The sequence below is a fragment of the Marinomonas sp. ef1 genome, from assembly GCF_002806845.1.
GTDB classification, from domain to species: domain Bacteria; phylum Pseudomonadota; class Gammaproteobacteria; order Pseudomonadales; family Marinomonadaceae; genus Marinomonas; species Marinomonas polaris.
This window is the reverse complement of record NZ_NHTT01000002.1, coordinates 93631-109941: the sequence shown is the minus strand read 5'-3', so window position 1 is coordinate 109941 and position 16311 is coordinate 93631. Positions and strand designations below refer to the sequence as shown.

Sequence of the window (16311 nt, the reverse complement as noted above, 5' to 3'; positions counted from 1 at the left end):
CTCCGAGATAAAAATAGTACTTGGTAGTGTTATGATTTGTGTAGTTTGTAGATACATCAGACAGCCCTCCATTCTCAGGCTAATCAAGCAGGAATACTAAGCTTAGCAGGGAATATCTGATTTGGTAAAAGCAAATAATCTGAATTAATATTTCTATAATCTATAGTGATTATTTTAAAATTGATGCCCTCTCAAAGGTCTTAAGAAGGCTTGGGGGAAGGCTTGTTATGGGAGTCTACGGTGTGAAAGACAAGGCATTTTTTGTCTACAATTACTTAATGCCGTCTTTGCCATATTAAAAACGAAATACCCAGGCTCTTCTTCTAAAGAGGCTAGACGTTCGCCGAATGGAGAGTACAGAACACTGTGACCATAGGTTTGTCTAGTTTCATTATGCCAACCACATTGACCAACGCCAAGAACGTAACACTGATTCTCGATCGCTCGTGCGGCCAAAAGAATATCCCAGTGTGCTTTTCCAGTTACATAAGTAAATGCTGCTGGTACTAACAATACTTCAGCGCCTAACTTAGTCAATTCTCGGTAGAGCTCCGGAAAGCGCAGGTCGTAACAAATGCTCAGACCTACTTTAAAACCATCTACGTCAATTACTTTTAAAGCCAACTCTCCCGGTTCAATAACTCCGGACTCTTTGTAAGACGTAGCTTTATCATCAACGGTTACATCAAACAAATGAATTTTATCATAGCGCTCATGTAAGAGACCGTCAGGCCCAATAACCCAACATGTTTGTCTTACTCGTTCATCTGCAACCAGATCGCCGCTGGGTCTTAATAGCGAAGGATGCGATCCAACCACAAGATAGATTGAGTGTTCTTGAGCAAGTGCTGATATTTCTTTGAATATGACGCTCTGATCATCAGATTCAGCTAGGCTTCGCATTCCTTTACCATGAAACAAAAATACGTTTTCTGGTAATACAACCAATCGAGCACCGTCTCTTGCTGCAGAAGCAACAATATGCTTCACTTCATGTAAGTTGTCTTGCCAACTTATCGTGCTAGTTAATTGAATAGCAGCAACACATAAAGTACTCATTATTTCGTTTTCTCTAATGGTTGATAGCGGATCGGCGTCATAACAGGGTCATTAAATGAGCCTTCTACTTTGTATTGCACACTGGTTACTTTTGACAACTGATCACCGATTAATTTGTCAGTAATAAATAGTAATCCAGCTAATTGTGGTGTGCCCCATAACAATCCAGCCAATGGAAGAGTTCCTGTTAAAGGAAAAGTTGCGGTCAGCTTTTCATTTAATGTTTCAGTCACAATATTAGCTTCCCCAGTAACAACCAACTCAGCTGAAGGAGCAATAATTGAAATAGGTGATGTGGTTTTTAAAATTCCCTTATCAAGAGAAAGTGCGCCACTAAATTTGTCATAAGTTAAACCTGGTTCGTACACATCAGAGAAGTCTAATAATAAACGTCGACTAAGCGCGCCAATATTAAAGATACCTAATGCTTTTAAGAATGCCGGTAACTCATCTACTTTACTAAAATTACCATCTTCAGCCGAGAAGCTAATACGGCCCGAAACAGACTCACGATCAAAGTAGAACGGATGCCCTTTCCAGCTCAAACCGACATCAAATTTGTATTTTTTAGAGGATACAAATGCATCATTCGAAAACTTTTTCGTCAATTCTGCTAGATCAGCACCACTTGCCGCCATTGCTAGCTCGACACTGGAATTGTCTCCTTTGTCTTGCCAAAATAAACTACCTTTAAGACTACCTGTTTGTAATTTAGACGAAATAGGATCTATGCGAACAACATCGCCCTCTCTGAAAATAGCTAATTGCCAATCACCATAAGGATTTTCATTAAAATATAGCTGATCAACTGACAAGGTCATATTAGGTATTTGTTTTGCTGAAATCGGCGATGACTTAGATTCAGGCTCAGAAGGGTCAGCTGGTGAAGTGTTCCAACTTAAAAATCCAAAATGCAGATCTGGAGTTCCATCTTTATTAAGTAAAGAAAAGTTCATTTCATCAGAACTAACAAATAACGACTTATTTGTCGCCGAGTTATAAGCTACTTTAAAGTTGTGCCAAGTGTTACTAGGATTAACGATTACTTCATCAACAATTAGGTCTACTTTACTTAGCCATTCAGGGACATCTGGAACCTCAGCGCCCTCCGAAGACGTTGATACATCACTGGATAAATCAGTAAAAGCGGATTGCCAATCTTGAACATAGAATCGATCAAAGTCACCGATTAGAACCAATCCTTTCGGAATTTTGGCATTTAAAGTTTGGTCTTTTCCGCCATTTAAAATCACCTCTCCACCCGCAAATTTACTATCTTGCAGCAAAATTCTTGCCTTGGATAAGGTCGCATAATCCGCATCAATAACAATATCTTTTTCGTGCTGCATCACTTTTATATGCAATGCTTTGGCTTCTACTGCATTTTTACCAACAGGCTCAGGCAAGTTAATGTTTGCACCAAGCAAATCACTATCAATCACTAAATCAACTTGACCATCTTGCGACTGATTAACCGATAAGCGCCCAGTATAAGCTGCCTTACCAGATACTTTTTTGAGTGCTGCTTCTGGTAATTTCTGCCAAGCTGCTACCTGCTTTACATCAACGTCACCTGAAAAATCGCCGAAGACAGCAAGCCCACCGTTAGATGCTACAGCCGACGATAGTATAAGATGTGATGAGCCGCCCAAGACCTGAGAATCAAATTCTGAATTGGTTATACCTTGCTCTGAACTATAGCTTAAGTGCCCATTTGTAACGTGGGTAGAAAGGTCAATATCATTGATCGCTAAAAGGTTGTCTTTGAAATCAAGATCCAATTGCACTTTTGGTTCAGCGCCTTCTTTAAAGGGAACGGCAACATCAAAACTACCTTTGACTTTACCGTCCAATTGCCAATTGGCAAATGGCTGTAAAACTGAGTCTGCCAGTGGAGTTGCCCTCAAGGTTGCTAATATAAGCGGCGCGTTATTACTAACCTTCCCTTTAAGGTTTAACCAATCAGCAGAGCCATTCGAAATAGGAACCGTTAATAATAAATTGTTGACAGGTAAATCAAGTAAATTACCTGATTTGACCTGAACCGAAACACCAACTTCATCAAATTCAAAAAAGCCATTTACGTTAGTTGCTGTAGGCCAATTTTCATCAAACGTCACATCTGCATTACTTACATCTAACTGTACACGAACATGTGGTTCAGCATCATCAGATAATTCGCTTTGAACTAAGACATCAACATTGTCTACTTTACCTGTATCTGCAAATGCCCCTTTTATCCATGACATGACATCATCACTAAGAGCTTTTGGAGGAAGATACGTTAAACGATCCGTAACCGAGAGATTACTGCCATGTAAATCCAATGCAATCCAATCAGGTTCAGTGTCACGCACTTCTAATCGAAAACCACCACTTACATTCGCGCCATTACGTTGGACGACTAAATCACGACCTTCGACCAAGAAAACATCTTGCTGTTGCTGCCAGCTAACATAACCTGACAAAAAGCTGGTACGCCAAGACTCGTCATATATAGTGTCGAAAGCTATTTCACTGTCTCTGCCGCGAAAATCGACATAGCCGCTTTCATCAGAAAGGCTAAGCACAGCATTAATATTACTTGCCTTGGGAATACCGTTATAACCTTTGATAGAAGCGGACTGTAGATTACTTAAAAATTGAAAAGACAATTCATCATTTTCACGCCATAAGCTAACAGAACCATTTTTGGCCATTCCACTTGGTTCAAGTCCGTTCAAAATTTTTGATGCATTTGTATCTTCAGGCAAAAAATGAGCCGCGATTTTATATGCTAAACCTAAATCCGCTCGCGCAAAGCTGATATTCGAGCGATTAGTCACCGACGACCAGTCAAATAATAGATCCGTTGTCGGATAATTTAAGCCATCTTTATCTTTGACGAGCATGTCGTGAACATCCATCCGTACACTCGGATGCTTTTGAGAATATCGAAGCTTAATAGAGGATGTCACCTCATATTTCTGGCCATCATCAAACGCCACATTTAACTGCGTTGCCTCAGTTCTTACTTCTAGTTCCTTGCCAACTAACGCATCCAACCAAATATCACCACCAAACTCTATAGAAGATAGCGAATAAGGATTATCTGGTAACATATCATTTAAAGGAATGGAAAATAATGGTGCTTTAATCGATGCTTTAACTCGATAATTACCCAGTAAACTACGAGTCTGATCAATGCGAGCGTCTAAATGAAAAGGGGATTGATAGTCGTCTAAATAGAGCTCTGACGTTAATAACGATTCAAACGACTTTTGAAATATATATACATGCGGAATGCGTACTGAATGCTGACCAAATTGATCACTGTCAATTTCCAATTCAGCGTCATAAATAGAAAAATTTCTTTGTGCGGATAAATAATCTAAAACACGTTCAACACCCACTTCATTGCCGACATTACGCGAAGGTGTCGCGCCATTTAGTCGCCACTGACCATCGCTTTCCTGCAAACCAACTTTAGGCCGTACAAATCGAATGTAGGTGAACTGAGGGCTCAAAGTAAGAAGTGACTTAACCGTATCTAATCGCACTCGCATTTCATTAACAGTGATCGCAGATTGGCCATTTGCTTGCAAATGAAATCCACTAATAGATACTGTTGGATCAACACCTTCAAGGCGACCACCAATTTCTTCTAGCGTAACGGGATAGCCCATAATTTGTTGAAGATTATGCTCTATTTGAGGACGATAATGGTCTAGATAAGGCAGCAACTGCCCAACACTTACAGCAAAAATAGCAAGCAATGCCGAGAAAGCAATTGCTCCCCAAAAAATAAAAAGGATCAGTTTACGCAACAACCAACGCATCTTAAGGCCTTTTTTTGCTAGCGCAAAACAACATCATATTGATCTTGCGTGTAGACAGAGTCCACTTGAAAACGAATCGTCTTACCAATAAAAGCTTCCAATTCAGCAACGGCAGCACTTTCCTCATCAAGGAAACGTTCTACTACTGTGCTTGCCGCCAAAACGGTATAGGTTTGCGAATTATAAGCACGATCTGCTCTTAAAATTTCACGAAATACTTCATAACAAACGGTTTCAGGCGTTTTTACCAAACCACTGCCACGACAAGACCGACAAGGCTCACACAAAGTCTGACCAAGACTCTCGCGAGTTCTTTTCCTTGTCATTTCTACTAAACCAAGTTCCGAGACACCAGTGATTTTGGTTTTGGCATGATCCGCGTCTAATATTTTTTCGAGCATCCGCAACACTTGACGTTTATGTTCTTCATCTTCCATATCAATAAAGTCGATGATGATAATGCCACCAAGGTTTCTTAATCTGAGCTGTCGCCCTATTGCTGTCGCAGCTTCAAGATTGGTTTTGTAGATAGTCTCTTCAAGATTACGACTACCCACAAAAGCACCGGTATTCACATCTATAGTGGTCATTGATTCGGTTTGCTCAACCAACAAATAACCACCAGATTTCAACTGCACTTTACGGTCTAATGCTTTGTGAATCTCATCTTCAACACTGTATAGGTCAAAAATTGGACGCTCACCCGGGTAGTATTCAATACGATCTCTCAACTCAGGTATAAAGTCTTCGGCAAATGCCCGAAGCTTGGCGTAGTTTTCTTTAGAATCTATGCGGATTTTTTCCGTTGTTAATCCCACCAAATCTCGCATAGTACGCAAATGCAGAGGTAGATCTTCATAAATAATAGAAGGTGCTTTGGCATTTTGCATACGGCGCTTAACAGACTGCCATAATCGTGTTAGAAATTTGATATCAGCAAGAATCTCTTCTTCGCCGGCTCGTTCGGCAGCGGTTCGTAATATATAGCCACTGTTTTCATCAGCATCCGTTAGAGCTTCTGATACTAATGACTTAAGACGTTCGCGCTCAACTTCGTCTTCTATTCTTTGGCTTACACCGACATGCGCTTGATCTGGCATATAAACTAGGTAACGAGAAGGGATAGACAGATGAGTGGTTAAACGCGCCCCCTTAGAACTAATAGGGTCTTTCGTCACTTGAACCACAAGCGATTGCCCTTCACGCAAATAATCACCTATCTGATCACTTGGGTTAACAGCATCACGATTTACGACTTCTGATACATGTATAAACGCCGCTCTTTCAAGACCAATGTCTACAAAAGCTGCCTGCATACCAGGCAAGACACGAACCACCTTACCTTGATAAATATTACCAACAATTCCTTTACGACTTGAGCGCTCAATGTAAACTTCTTGCAATACACCGTTTTCAACTAGAGCAACCCGAATCTCCATAGGAGTAACATTAATGAGTACATCTTCACTCATGAGACATTTCCTCTAGTGAATGAATTCCAAATTGGGTTAATAATTGCGCCGTTTCATAAAGTGGTAGCCCAACGACTGCCGAGTAAGATCCTGAAATAGAGCGAACAAACACTGACCCTAGCCCTTGGATGCCATAAGAGCCAGCTTTATCTTTAGGTTCGTTAGTTTTCCAATATTGATCTATTTCAACATCTGAGATTTCACGAAAAAGCACGTCGCTGGTAACACATTTTGTTGCGACATGCTCATGTTCTAAATTACAAAGACAAAGAGAGGTAATAACTTGGTGAGAGCGGCCGGAAAGCAGCCTTAACATCGATCTGGAGTCTTCAAGAGACGCGGGTTTACCTAAGATACAACCATCAACCACAACACTTGTGTCTGAGGCTATAAAAATAGCTGACGTGTTAACGTCTGCTTGCTGCTGATATTTCAATGATGCCGCTTTCGCTTTTTCAATCGCCATACGCACAACATATTCTTCAGCCTTTTCTTGATGATTTGGAGTTTCATCTATATCGGCAGGCAAAACCTCAAACTCTTTCACCAAGAGGCTAAGTAGCTCTTTTCTTCTTGGCGAAGCTGAAGCCAAAACAAGCATAAACTTTCCCTAAAAACGGCCTAACGGATAGCATAAATGCGCCGTACGCTACGCAAAATAATAAATGACCAAGGCCACAATAGCCCAGTAATAACCGCAGGCATAAAGATCATTAAGGTCGGCTCAGCATGACCAAGATAGTGATCGATCCAGAAATCAACAAGCTGATTAATACTGACTAGCAAGCAGATAAAAAAGCCCTGTTGCCAACGATGATACATTCGCAATCGCTTGTAAAACACAGCGCATGTATAGGCAATAATGACATACGTCAACGAGTGTTGACCTATTATGCCGCCCTGCAATAAATCGACCATTAAACCCAGAAACCAAGCCAAGCCAACACCTACGCGGAATGGCAAAGCAATAACCCAATAAAGAATAACCAGCAATGCCCATTCAGGGCGGAACCAAACAAGCTCTTCAGGAAAAGGCATAGCTTCAAGCATTAAAGCCGTCAACAGAGTAATACAAAAAACAAAAATCGGTTTCATTATCGCCCTGCCTTCGGCTTTTCAATGAGCATGACATGACGGCTACGTCCCAACTGAGCTAAAGGAACGACGTCAACATCTGCATAAGCCTTACCTTGCGTGTACTTAACACTTCTAACCACACCTACAGGGTAGCCACTCGGAAAACGTTTATCTAACCCTGAAGTGGTTAAAATATCGCCCTTCTTTATATCAACAGATCGAGGAACACTCATTAGCTCTAAACGTTTCAAGCTTCCTGTGCCTCTCAAAATGCCTCTAAACCCTGTTCTAGTAAGCTGTACAGGAACAAAATGGCTCGCATCGGCAATCAATAATACTCGACTACTGTATGCCGCTGTTTCTACAACCTGTCCCAATACACCAGTTGCGTCTAAAACAGGCTGACCAACGTAGGCACCAGAGGAAAAGCCTTTATCTATCATTAATTTATGGCTGTACGCATTCTGATCAAAACCAATAACTTCCGCCATAACAATCTTTTCATCTACACGTTGAGAAGCATCTAGCAACTCGCGCAAACGAACGTTTTCTGCTTGGAGGGAATCGAGACGCTGCTGGCGACTGCGCAGTAACAAAATTTCTGATTGCAGGGATTGATTCTCTTTTACCAATCCTTCTCTACTTGCAAGATGCTCACCAGCCCAATTAAGCATTTTCTGAGGCGTATTCACCACAACCTGGATAGGAGTCACAAGCAAGGTCAAATAAGGCCTTGCTTGTGAGAAAACAGAGTAACGAACATCTGCAATGATCATCGCCATAGACAAAATAACCAGCACAACAAAACGAGTGCTAGACACCTTGCCACTATACTGAAGCGAATTTTTAATGGTGCGCTCCTAACTTTTACTCATTGTCTGCAGTAAAAAGCTCAGATGCGTGCTTATCCATTAACTCTAGGGCCATACCGCCACCACGAGCAACACAAGTTAGTGGATCATCAGCAATAATAACTGGCAAGCCAGTTTCTTCGCTGATTAAACGGTCGATTTCACGTAACAACGCACCACCGCCAGTTAACACCAAACCAGTTTCACCGATATCTGCAGCCAATTCTGGTGGAGACTGCTCAAGAACACCTTTAATAGCCTGAACAATTTGCGCCAAAGGTTCTTGTAGTGCTTCTAGAATTTCAGTACTGCTCAAAACAAAAGAGCGTGGAATCCCTTCGGCCAAGTTACGACCACGAACATCGATCTGTAACTCTTCACCAGTGTGGTAAGCCATACCGATTTCAGTCTTGATTCGTTCTGCAGTTGCATCACCAATCAAACTGCCATATTGACGACGAACATAAGTTGTAATTGCTTCATCAAAGCGATCACCACCAACACGAATGGATTCAGATGTCACGATGCCATTCAAGGAAATAATAGCGATTTCAGTAGTACCACCACCGATATCAATCACCATAGAACCTGATGCTTCCGCAACAGGAAGGCCAGCACCAATCGCCGCAGCCATTGGTTCTTCAATAATATAAACTTCACGAGCGCCTGCGCCCAACGCAGATTCTTTGATGGCTCGACGCTCAACCTGTGTAGATTTGCAAGGTACACAAACCAAAACACGCGGGCTTGGTTTCAAAAAACTATTTTCGTGAACTTTGGAAATAAAATACTGCAACATTTTTTCTGTGACATGAAAATCAGCGATAACGCCATCTTTCATCGGGCGAATAGCCGTAATGTTACCTGGAGTACGGCCTAGCATACGCTTCGCATCGGTACCAACTGATGCTACTGTTTTCTGATTTCCATTATGACGAATGGCAACTACTGATGGCTCATCAAGCACAATCCCACGGCCACGAACGTAAATAAGGGTATTTGCCGTTCCTAAGTCAATGGACAAATCGCTTGAAAACATTCCCCTGATTTTCTTAAACATGAATTCTTACACCCTGATAATACGATACGAACAGCGTCAAAATGTAACAACCACGGGGCCAATGGGCAAGTTGATTCAGTGTAAAACTTAAAAAAGTTCCTATGTATTTCATTGTTTACTAAAAAAAATTTAATAAATAAAAAATAAGCCCTGTTTTTCCCCCTCTTCGCTTTATAGCAATACAACTAAGAGATACAATGGCGGCCATTTACGATAATCAAAATATCAGGTGGAACATGTCCATAGACAAACAAGACGTGCAAAAAATTGCACACTTGGCACGCCTCGCTCTTACTGAGGCTGATGCCGATCAATACCAGCAATCGCTTTCTAGCGTTTTATCACTTGTTGAACAAATGCAATCTGTTAATACCGATGGCGTTGAACCACTTTCCAATCCGCTTGAAATGACCCAAAGATTGAGAGAGGACATAGTCACCGAAGAAAACCGCCGTGACGCATTCCTAGCGAACGCACCGCAGACTGAAGCCGGCCTTTTCCTTGTACCAAAAGTGATCGATTAAGAGAGACAAGCATGTTCGAACAAAGCATCTCGACATTAGCACAAAAATTACGCAACAAAGATATTTCCAGTGTTGAGCTAACCCGCCTTTTCTTAGCGCGTATAGCCAAACTTGACCCACAACTAAATAGTTTCATCACCGTCAGCGAACAACGCGCCTTAGAACAAGCAGCAGCGGCCGACATACTTCTTCAAAGCGGAAAAGGCACCAGTTTGACAGGCATCCCTGTTGCCCATAAAGATCTATTCTGTACGGAAGGCACGTTAACAACTTGCGGCTCCAAGATGCTGCATAACTTCATTCCACCTTATGAATCCACTGTCACCAGCCGCATTCAACAAGCTGGCGCCGTCATGTTGGGTAAAACCAACATGGATGAGTTCGCTATGGGCTCTTCTAACGAAAACAGCTTTTACGGTGCGGTGAAAAACCCTTGGAACTTAGACATGGTTCCTGGTGGGTCATCTGGCGGCTCAGCTGCAGCTATTGCCGCGGGATTGGCTGTTGCCGCAACAGGTACCGACACTGGCGGATCAATTCGCCAACCAGCTTCTTTCTGTGGTATCACAGGCCTTAAACCGACTTACGGTCGTGTTTCTCGTTTTGGTATGATTGCGTACGCATCAAGCCTCGACCAAGGCGGCCCAATGGCGAAAAGCGCAGAAGATTGCGCACATTTGATGCAAGCCATGGCAGGATTTGACGAAAAAGACTCCACTTCTGCAGACAAACCAGCAGACGACTATTTAGCAAATCTAAATGCACCACTAAGTGGCTTAAAAATTGGCTTACCAAAAGAATACTTTGGTGAAGGCCTAGATTCACAAGTCGCTGACGTTATTATGGCCGCTGTGAAAGAGTTTGAAAAACAAGGGGCAACAGTAAAAGAGATTTCACTACCTAACTTGCAACTTAGCATTCCATCTTACTATGTCATTGCGCCTTCTGAAGCCTCTTCAAACTTATCCCGCTTTGACGGCGTTCGATTTGGCCACCGTTGTGACGACCCAAAAGATTTACTCGATATGTACACGCGTTCTCGCGCTGAGGGCTTCGGTACAGAAGTACAAAAACGCATCATGGTTGGTACTTACGCATTATCAGAAGGCTACTACGATGCCTACTATTTGAAAGCACAAAAGATTCGCCGACTCATAAAAGAAGACTTTGTTAAAGCCCTTGAAGAAGTTGACGTCATCATGGGTCCTGTTGCACCAACCACCGCATTTGGTCTTGGTAGCAAAACCAGCGATCCTGTTGCTATGTACCTAGAAGACATCTATACGCTATCCGTTAACCTTGCAGGCATTCCAGCGATGTCTGTTCCAGCAGGCTTTGCTAATGGCATGCCAGTTGGACTTCAAGTAATGGGTAACTACTTTGCCGAAGCCAAGCTATTAAACGTAGCGCATCAGTATCAGCAACACACTGATTGGCATCTACAAACACCAACTATGGCAAAAGGAGCATAAGCATGAACTGGGAAGTTGTTATTGGCCTTGAGATTCATACTCAGCTCTCTACAAAATCAAAACTATTTTCTGGCGCAGCCGTTGGTTTTGGCGCAGAACCAAATACACAAACAACACTTGTCGATTTAGGCATGCCTGGCGCACTACCCGTTTTTAACAAAGAGGCTTTGCGCATGGCGGTTATGTTCGGCCATGCCATCAACGCTGAAATTGGCATGACATCGGTGTTTGCCCGTAAAAACTATTTCTATCCAGACCTTCCAAAGGGCTACCAAACCAGCCAAATGGATCACCCCATTGTTGGTAAAGGCTACCTAGACGTAATGCTAGAAGACGGCACCACTTCTCGTGTTGGCATCACTCGCGCCCACCTTGAAGAAGACGCAGGCAAATCTTTGCATGAAGATTTCCAAGGCATGACAGGCATAGATTTAAACCGCTCCAGCACACCATTGCTAGAAATTGTGTCTGAGCCAGACATTCGCTCAGCAAAAGAAGCGGTAGCTTACGTCAAGATGATTCACTCTATCGTCACTTATCTTGGTATTTGCGATGGCAACATGGCGGAAGGCTCAATGCGCTGTGACATCAACCTATCGCTACGCCCAAAAGGCCAAAAAGAATACGGCACCCGTACCGAAATCAAAAACGTTAACTCTTTCCGATTTATCGAAAAAGCCATTTACACTGAAATTGAGCGTCAAGCCGATATTCTAGAAGACGGCGGTCGCATCATTCAGGAAACTCGTCTGTACGATCCAGAGAAAAATGAAACTCGTAGTATGCGCTCCAAAGAAGACGCTAACGACTACCGTTACTTCCCATGCCCAGATTTACTGCCCGTGGTATTAACACAAGAATACGTTGACGACATCAAAACCAGCTTACCCGAACTACCAAGCCAGAAGGCAGCACGCTTTCAAAGCGAATATGCACTCAGCGAGTACGATGCAAGCGTTCTATCATCCTCTCGCGCCATGGCAGAATTCTTTGAAAATGCCAACGATGTAGTGAAAGACGCTAAATTGACAACTAACTGGGTCATGGGTGAGCTGAGCAAGCTACTTAACCAAGAACAGCTAGACATCGAAAACTCTCCAGTCAACGCTCAAGCATTTGGCGAATTATTGGTTCGAATCAAGGATGACACCATCAACGGCAAAACCGCAAAAGACGTTTTCCAAGCGATGTGGAACGGTGAAGGGTCGGCGGATGAGATTATCGAAGCGAAAGGCCTAAAACAAGTAACAGACACAAGCGCCATTGAGGCCATGATCCAAACCATTTTAGACGCCAATGCTGCTCAAGTTGAGCAATATCGAGCCGCTGACGAAGACAAGCAGAAAAAGATGATTGGCTTCTTTGTTGGACAAGTTATGAAGGCATCTCAAGGCAAAGCGAATCCAGGTCTAGTGAACCCTATCCTTGCCAAAATGCTGAAAGGATAACCCTTTAAGCCGCTTGTAACATAACAACTCTCAGTGATTGTATCATTCAATAACTGAGGGTTGTTTTTTTATCGAGTCGTAACACGCAGACGCTATAAATCAGAAATAATTCTGTCTCGACCTTGCCTTTTAGCTTCATAAAGATTCGCGTCCGCCACCCGAACATACTCCTCCAAAAAGCCTGAGCCTCGTACACAAACCCCAACACTGCAAGTCAGTGCGATTTTCGCCTCCGTAAACTCCTTGGACCGAAGGCCCTCTAAAAAGCGATGCAATCTAGATAGTAACTCACCCCCATCAATTTCGGTCATCAAACAAAACTCTTCACCACCGAAACGACAGGCCAACATATCTGGAAAAGCACTCGCAATTTCAAGCCCGATAAATTTCAGTAGGTCATCACCAACGATATGTCCGTATGTATCATTAACGGACTTAAAGTGGTCTATGTCCATCATGACCAACGAAACAGGGCTTGAGGCGCTTCGAATAAGCTGCTCTCCCTGCTCAAACAAATAACGCCGGTTTTTAAGTTGCGTTAATGGATCAACATTCGCCAGATTACGGATGGTTTCTAGCATTTCTTGCGCTTCCAAACTGCGCACAATACGACAGTGAAACTCTTCATGAAAGAAAGGTTTTTTGAGGAAATCATTGGCTCCAGCTTTAATGAATTTAGCGGACAATGCGTTATCGCCTTCTGCAGATAAACCAATGATAACCAAGTCTTGAAAACGAGAGTTATACCTCAGCATGCGAACCAAATCATAACCATTCACCAATGGCATATTATAATCGGTAATCAACATCCGGATACTCGGATCTTCTTCTAATTTAGCGAGCGCCTCTTGACCATTTTCAACTTCAATAACATTAAAACGATATTGCTGCAGAAGAATGTTGATAAAACGTCGACTCGTAGAAGAATCGTCAGCCACCAAGACCTTAATACCCTGATTTTTACTGAGCCGCTCTACAACCTTGATAACATGACCAAAAGAGTAACGACTGTCCTTGGTGACGTAATCCAACACCCCTTTATTGAGCAACCGCAGACGCAAATTATCATCAAAAGTCCCCGTTAGCACGATACAAGGCACTTTGCTCGCTAAAACAAGGTCAACAATTTCCCCGTTTTGAGCATCTGGCAAATTAAGATCAACGATGGCCGCAAAATACGTATCCTCAGCCCCCGTAAATTTTTCCTGCGCTTCTTTATAACAAGCGCATAACACTGGAGTAAAAAGAGGATTTTGAGACAACAAATGATGCAATATTTTCGACACCATAGGACTGTCTTCGACTACCAGTATTTTTTTTTCTGCCATCATCTGCAAAACCCTACCTTCAAAAAAAACAATATCCATACGCTTTCATGTATATTTTTTTATTATCCTCTATGACCCAAGATTGCGATACTCTAAAATAGTTAATCAAAGTGTTGTTTTGTAAACATTGTGCAAAGCAAACACGAAGAATTGTGACTAAAATCAACACTACATAAGGTATTAAATATGCAATGTCGGCCAAGTTGCGGCGCATGCTGCACGGCGCCCTCGATCACCTCACCCATTCCCGGTATGCCTAATGGGAAAGCGGCCGGGGAAACTTGCGTGCAACTTTTAGACGACTATCGCTGCGCTATATTTGGAGATCCCTCAAGACCAAAAGTATGCGCAGATTTCTCTGCTGAAGAATATGCCTGTGGCAACAGTAGAGAAGAAGCCATCAACATATTATCCCAATTAGAAGATGCAACTAGCCCCCAAAATACCAGTTCATTAAAAAGGAAATATCAATGACATCCGCGAAACAACTACTCTCTCTACTCTGCGTCAGCTTGTTGCTTAGCGCTTGCTCATCATCTGGCTCAAACAAACAGTTTGTTGTCGTTCCGCCCAGTGAATCTCAAATAGAAAATAGCGTGAAAGATCAGGTGTCATTAACACTAAACGCATTCACTCCGGTAGCTGGCCAGGCCCTGCCTAATCACACTGTACTTGAGGCTTACGAAAACCGCGGTTACGACCCAATTTGGATAAAAGACAAAAAAATAAACATGTCTATATACAAGTTGGTCGACATACTTGAGCAGTCTTATACTCATGGTCTGAATCCAATTCACTACCATACTGGCACTATTAAAGAATATTTAGCCCTTAAACAACCAACACCACAACAACTGGCTGAAATGGACGTTATTAGCACAATCGCTTTAACCAGTTACGCCCATGACCTAAGCAACGGTCGCTACGAGCCGCAGCTAATTGACCCAAATTGGCAGCTGGATGCACCCAATAATAATTGGAAAGACTTACTGTATCTTGATTCAGCAACAGACATGGTAAACTCCCTACCACTACTAGCTCCTCGCAGCCCACAATATCAAGTCCTGCAAAAATGGTTAGTGTATTACCAAGACCTCGCAGCGAAAGAAAAAGATATTTTTGTTAACGCTGGCGTCCCCTTATCAGCAGGCGATGAAGGTCCACGAGTTGCACAACTTAGAGCAAGACTAGTTCAGCTTGGGGATATTCGTTTTTCAACTCGTAAGGTGAATGAAGAGCAATTCGATGCCCCCCTAAAAGAAGCCCTCATTCGCTTCCAACAACGCCATCACATTACAGCCGATGGCGCTGCAGGCTCTAAAACCATTGAAATGCTCAATGTGCCACTAAAAACACGCGCAAAACAAATAGTTTACAACCTAGAAAGATGGCGCTGGTTGCCAAGCGAACTAGAAGCTAACCGCGTCTGGGTTGACCTAACAAATTACACGGTAGACATGTACCTAAACGGTGAGCTTACCTCAATGAAAGCCGTCATCGGCAAGCCCGATAGAAAAACACCTGTATTCAAAGGCTTGATGACTTACATGGTAACCAACCCTACATGGCGCGTGCCACATCGCATAGCCAGAGAGAACCTATTGCCTAAGCTACAAGCTGATCCAAATTATCTGGTTAAGCACGGCTACAAGGTGTATTCAAGTTGGAGCATTGGCGCAAAAGAACTGGATTCAACCAAAATCAATTGGAAAGCGATTAGTGAAGACAAGCTGGCTTTTCGTTTCGAACAAGAACCAGATGAAGGCAACGCACTTGGCCAATTCAAGTTTATGTTCCCTAATAAAAACGAGATTTATTTGCATGACACACCTGCAAAACATCTATTTCGTGAAGAAGATAGAGCCTTTAGTTCTGGTTGCGTTCGCCTAGAAAACCCAACAGAGTTTGCCAAAGAAATAACCAAAGGCAGCAAACAGTTCAATGATATGAATAACTCCTTAAAAACAGGAAGTAATACCGTTATCACCTTACCAACCTACATTCCTGTTTATTTGGTCTATTTCACCGTTGTTCCGAATGCTAATGGCATGCTGGAATTCCGTAACGACATTTACGAAAGAGATGCTCTTATGGAAGAAGCAATGGGATATTCTGCTTTCGGCTCCAGAGACTCCATTTAATAGAAAGCATCACTTCTTTAATTGTTGTTTTAAGTTTCTCCAAATCACTAAAAAGCCCCAT

The 16311-nt window shown here is 42.5% G+C and carries 13 protein-coding genes; 5 read left to right on the top strand and 8 right to left on the bottom strand.

Annotated features, from left to right (window positions below):
* Positions 1 to 225: 225 nt before the first annotated feature.
* Genes CCS02_RS02935 through CCS02_RS02905 form a run of 7 tightly spaced genes read right to left on the bottom strand, consistent with a single transcriptional unit; the run spans position 226 to position 9337 of the window.
* A complete protein-coding gene (locus tag CCS02_RS02935) occupies positions 226 to 1059 on the bottom strand; it encodes a carbon-nitrogen hydrolase family protein (RefSeq protein ID WP_100635695.1) in 834 nt (277 codons plus the stop codon).
* Entirely contained in the window at positions 1059 to 4877 is a 3819-nt protein-coding gene (locus CCS02_RS02930; protein WP_100635693.1) for a YhdP family protein, read from the bottom strand. The genes CCS02_RS02935 and CCS02_RS02930 overlap by 1 nt, the downstream gene beginning before the upstream one ends.
* A 17-nt stretch (positions 4878 to 4894) precedes the next feature.
* Entirely contained in the window at positions 4895 to 6349 is a 1455-nt protein-coding gene (rng, locus tag CCS02_RS02925) for a ribonuclease G (protein WP_072840924.1), read from the bottom strand.
* Entirely contained in the window at positions 6342 to 6950 is a 609-nt protein-coding gene (locus CCS02_RS02920; RefSeq protein WP_100635692.1) for a Maf family protein, read from the bottom strand. The genes rng and CCS02_RS02920 overlap by 8 nt, the downstream gene beginning before the upstream one ends.
* Positions 6951 to 6970: 20 nt before the next feature.
* The gene (gene mreD, locus CCS02_RS02915) at positions 6971 to 7444 is read right to left on the bottom strand and encodes a rod shape-determining protein MreD (RefSeq protein ID WP_072840922.1); all 474 of its coding nucleotides are present in this window, start codon (positions 7442 to 7444) and stop codon (positions 6971 to 6973) included.
* A complete protein-coding gene (gene mreC, locus CCS02_RS02910; protein WP_072840921.1) occupies positions 7444 to 8247 on the bottom strand; it encodes a rod shape-determining protein MreC in 804 nt (267 codons plus the stop codon). The genes mreD and mreC overlap by 1 nt, the downstream gene beginning before the upstream one ends.
* Positions 8248 to 8293: 46 nt before the next feature.
* Entirely contained in the window at positions 8294 to 9337 is a 1044-nt protein-coding gene (locus CCS02_RS02905; RefSeq protein ID WP_012069640.1) for a rod shape-determining protein, read from the bottom strand.
* 236 nt (positions 9338 to 9573) lie between these two features.
* Here CCS02_RS02905 and gatC point away from each other — a divergent pair, with 236 nt between their 5' ends.
* Genes gatC through gatB form a run of 3 tightly spaced genes read left to right on the top strand, consistent with a single transcriptional unit; the run spans position 9574 to position 12781 of the window.
* A complete protein-coding gene (gatC, locus tag CCS02_RS02900; RefSeq protein WP_072840935.1) occupies positions 9574 to 9861 on the top strand; it encodes an Asp-tRNA(Asn)/Glu-tRNA(Gln) amidotransferase subunit GatC in 288 nt (95 codons plus the stop codon).
* Between the two features lie 11 nt (positions 9862 to 9872).
* Positions 9873 to 11333: an Asp-tRNA(Asn)/Glu-tRNA(Gln) amidotransferase subunit GatA gene (gene gatA / locus CCS02_RS02895; RefSeq protein WP_100635690.1), complete on the top strand. Its 1461-nt coding sequence runs from the start codon at positions 9873 to 9875 to the stop codon at positions 11331 to 11333.
* Positions 11334 to 11335: 2 nt separating this feature from the next.
* The gene (gene gatB, locus CCS02_RS02890; RefSeq protein ID WP_100635688.1) at positions 11336 to 12781 is read left to right on the top strand and encodes an Asp-tRNA(Asn)/Glu-tRNA(Gln) amidotransferase subunit GatB; all 1446 of its coding nucleotides are present in this window, start codon (positions 11336 to 11338) and stop codon (positions 12779 to 12781) included.
* Positions 12782 to 12873: 92 nt separating this feature from the next.
* Here the strand turns inward: gatB and CCS02_RS02885 are convergent, their stop codons facing one another.
* The gene (locus CCS02_RS02885) at positions 12874 to 14112 is read right to left on the bottom strand and encodes a GGDEF domain-containing response regulator (protein ID WP_232728803.1); all 1239 of its coding nucleotides are present in this window, start codon (positions 14110 to 14112) and stop codon (positions 12874 to 12876) included.
* Between the two features lie 183 nt (positions 14113 to 14295).
* Between CCS02_RS02885 and CCS02_RS02880 the strand changes: the two genes are divergently transcribed.
* Both CCS02_RS02880 and CCS02_RS02875 read left to right on the top strand, forming a co-directional pair.
* Positions 14296 to 14583, top strand: a complete 288-nt coding sequence (locus tag CCS02_RS02880; RefSeq protein ID WP_100635687.1) for a YkgJ family cysteine cluster protein — start codon at positions 14296 to 14298, stop codon at positions 14581 to 14583.
* Positions 14580 to 16250, top strand: a complete 1671-nt coding sequence (locus CCS02_RS02875; protein ID WP_100635686.1) for a L,D-transpeptidase family protein — start codon at positions 14580 to 14582, stop codon at positions 16248 to 16250. Before CCS02_RS02880 ends, CCS02_RS02875 begins: the two co-directional genes overlap by 4 nt.
* Positions 16251 to 16311: the final 61 nt, after the last annotated feature.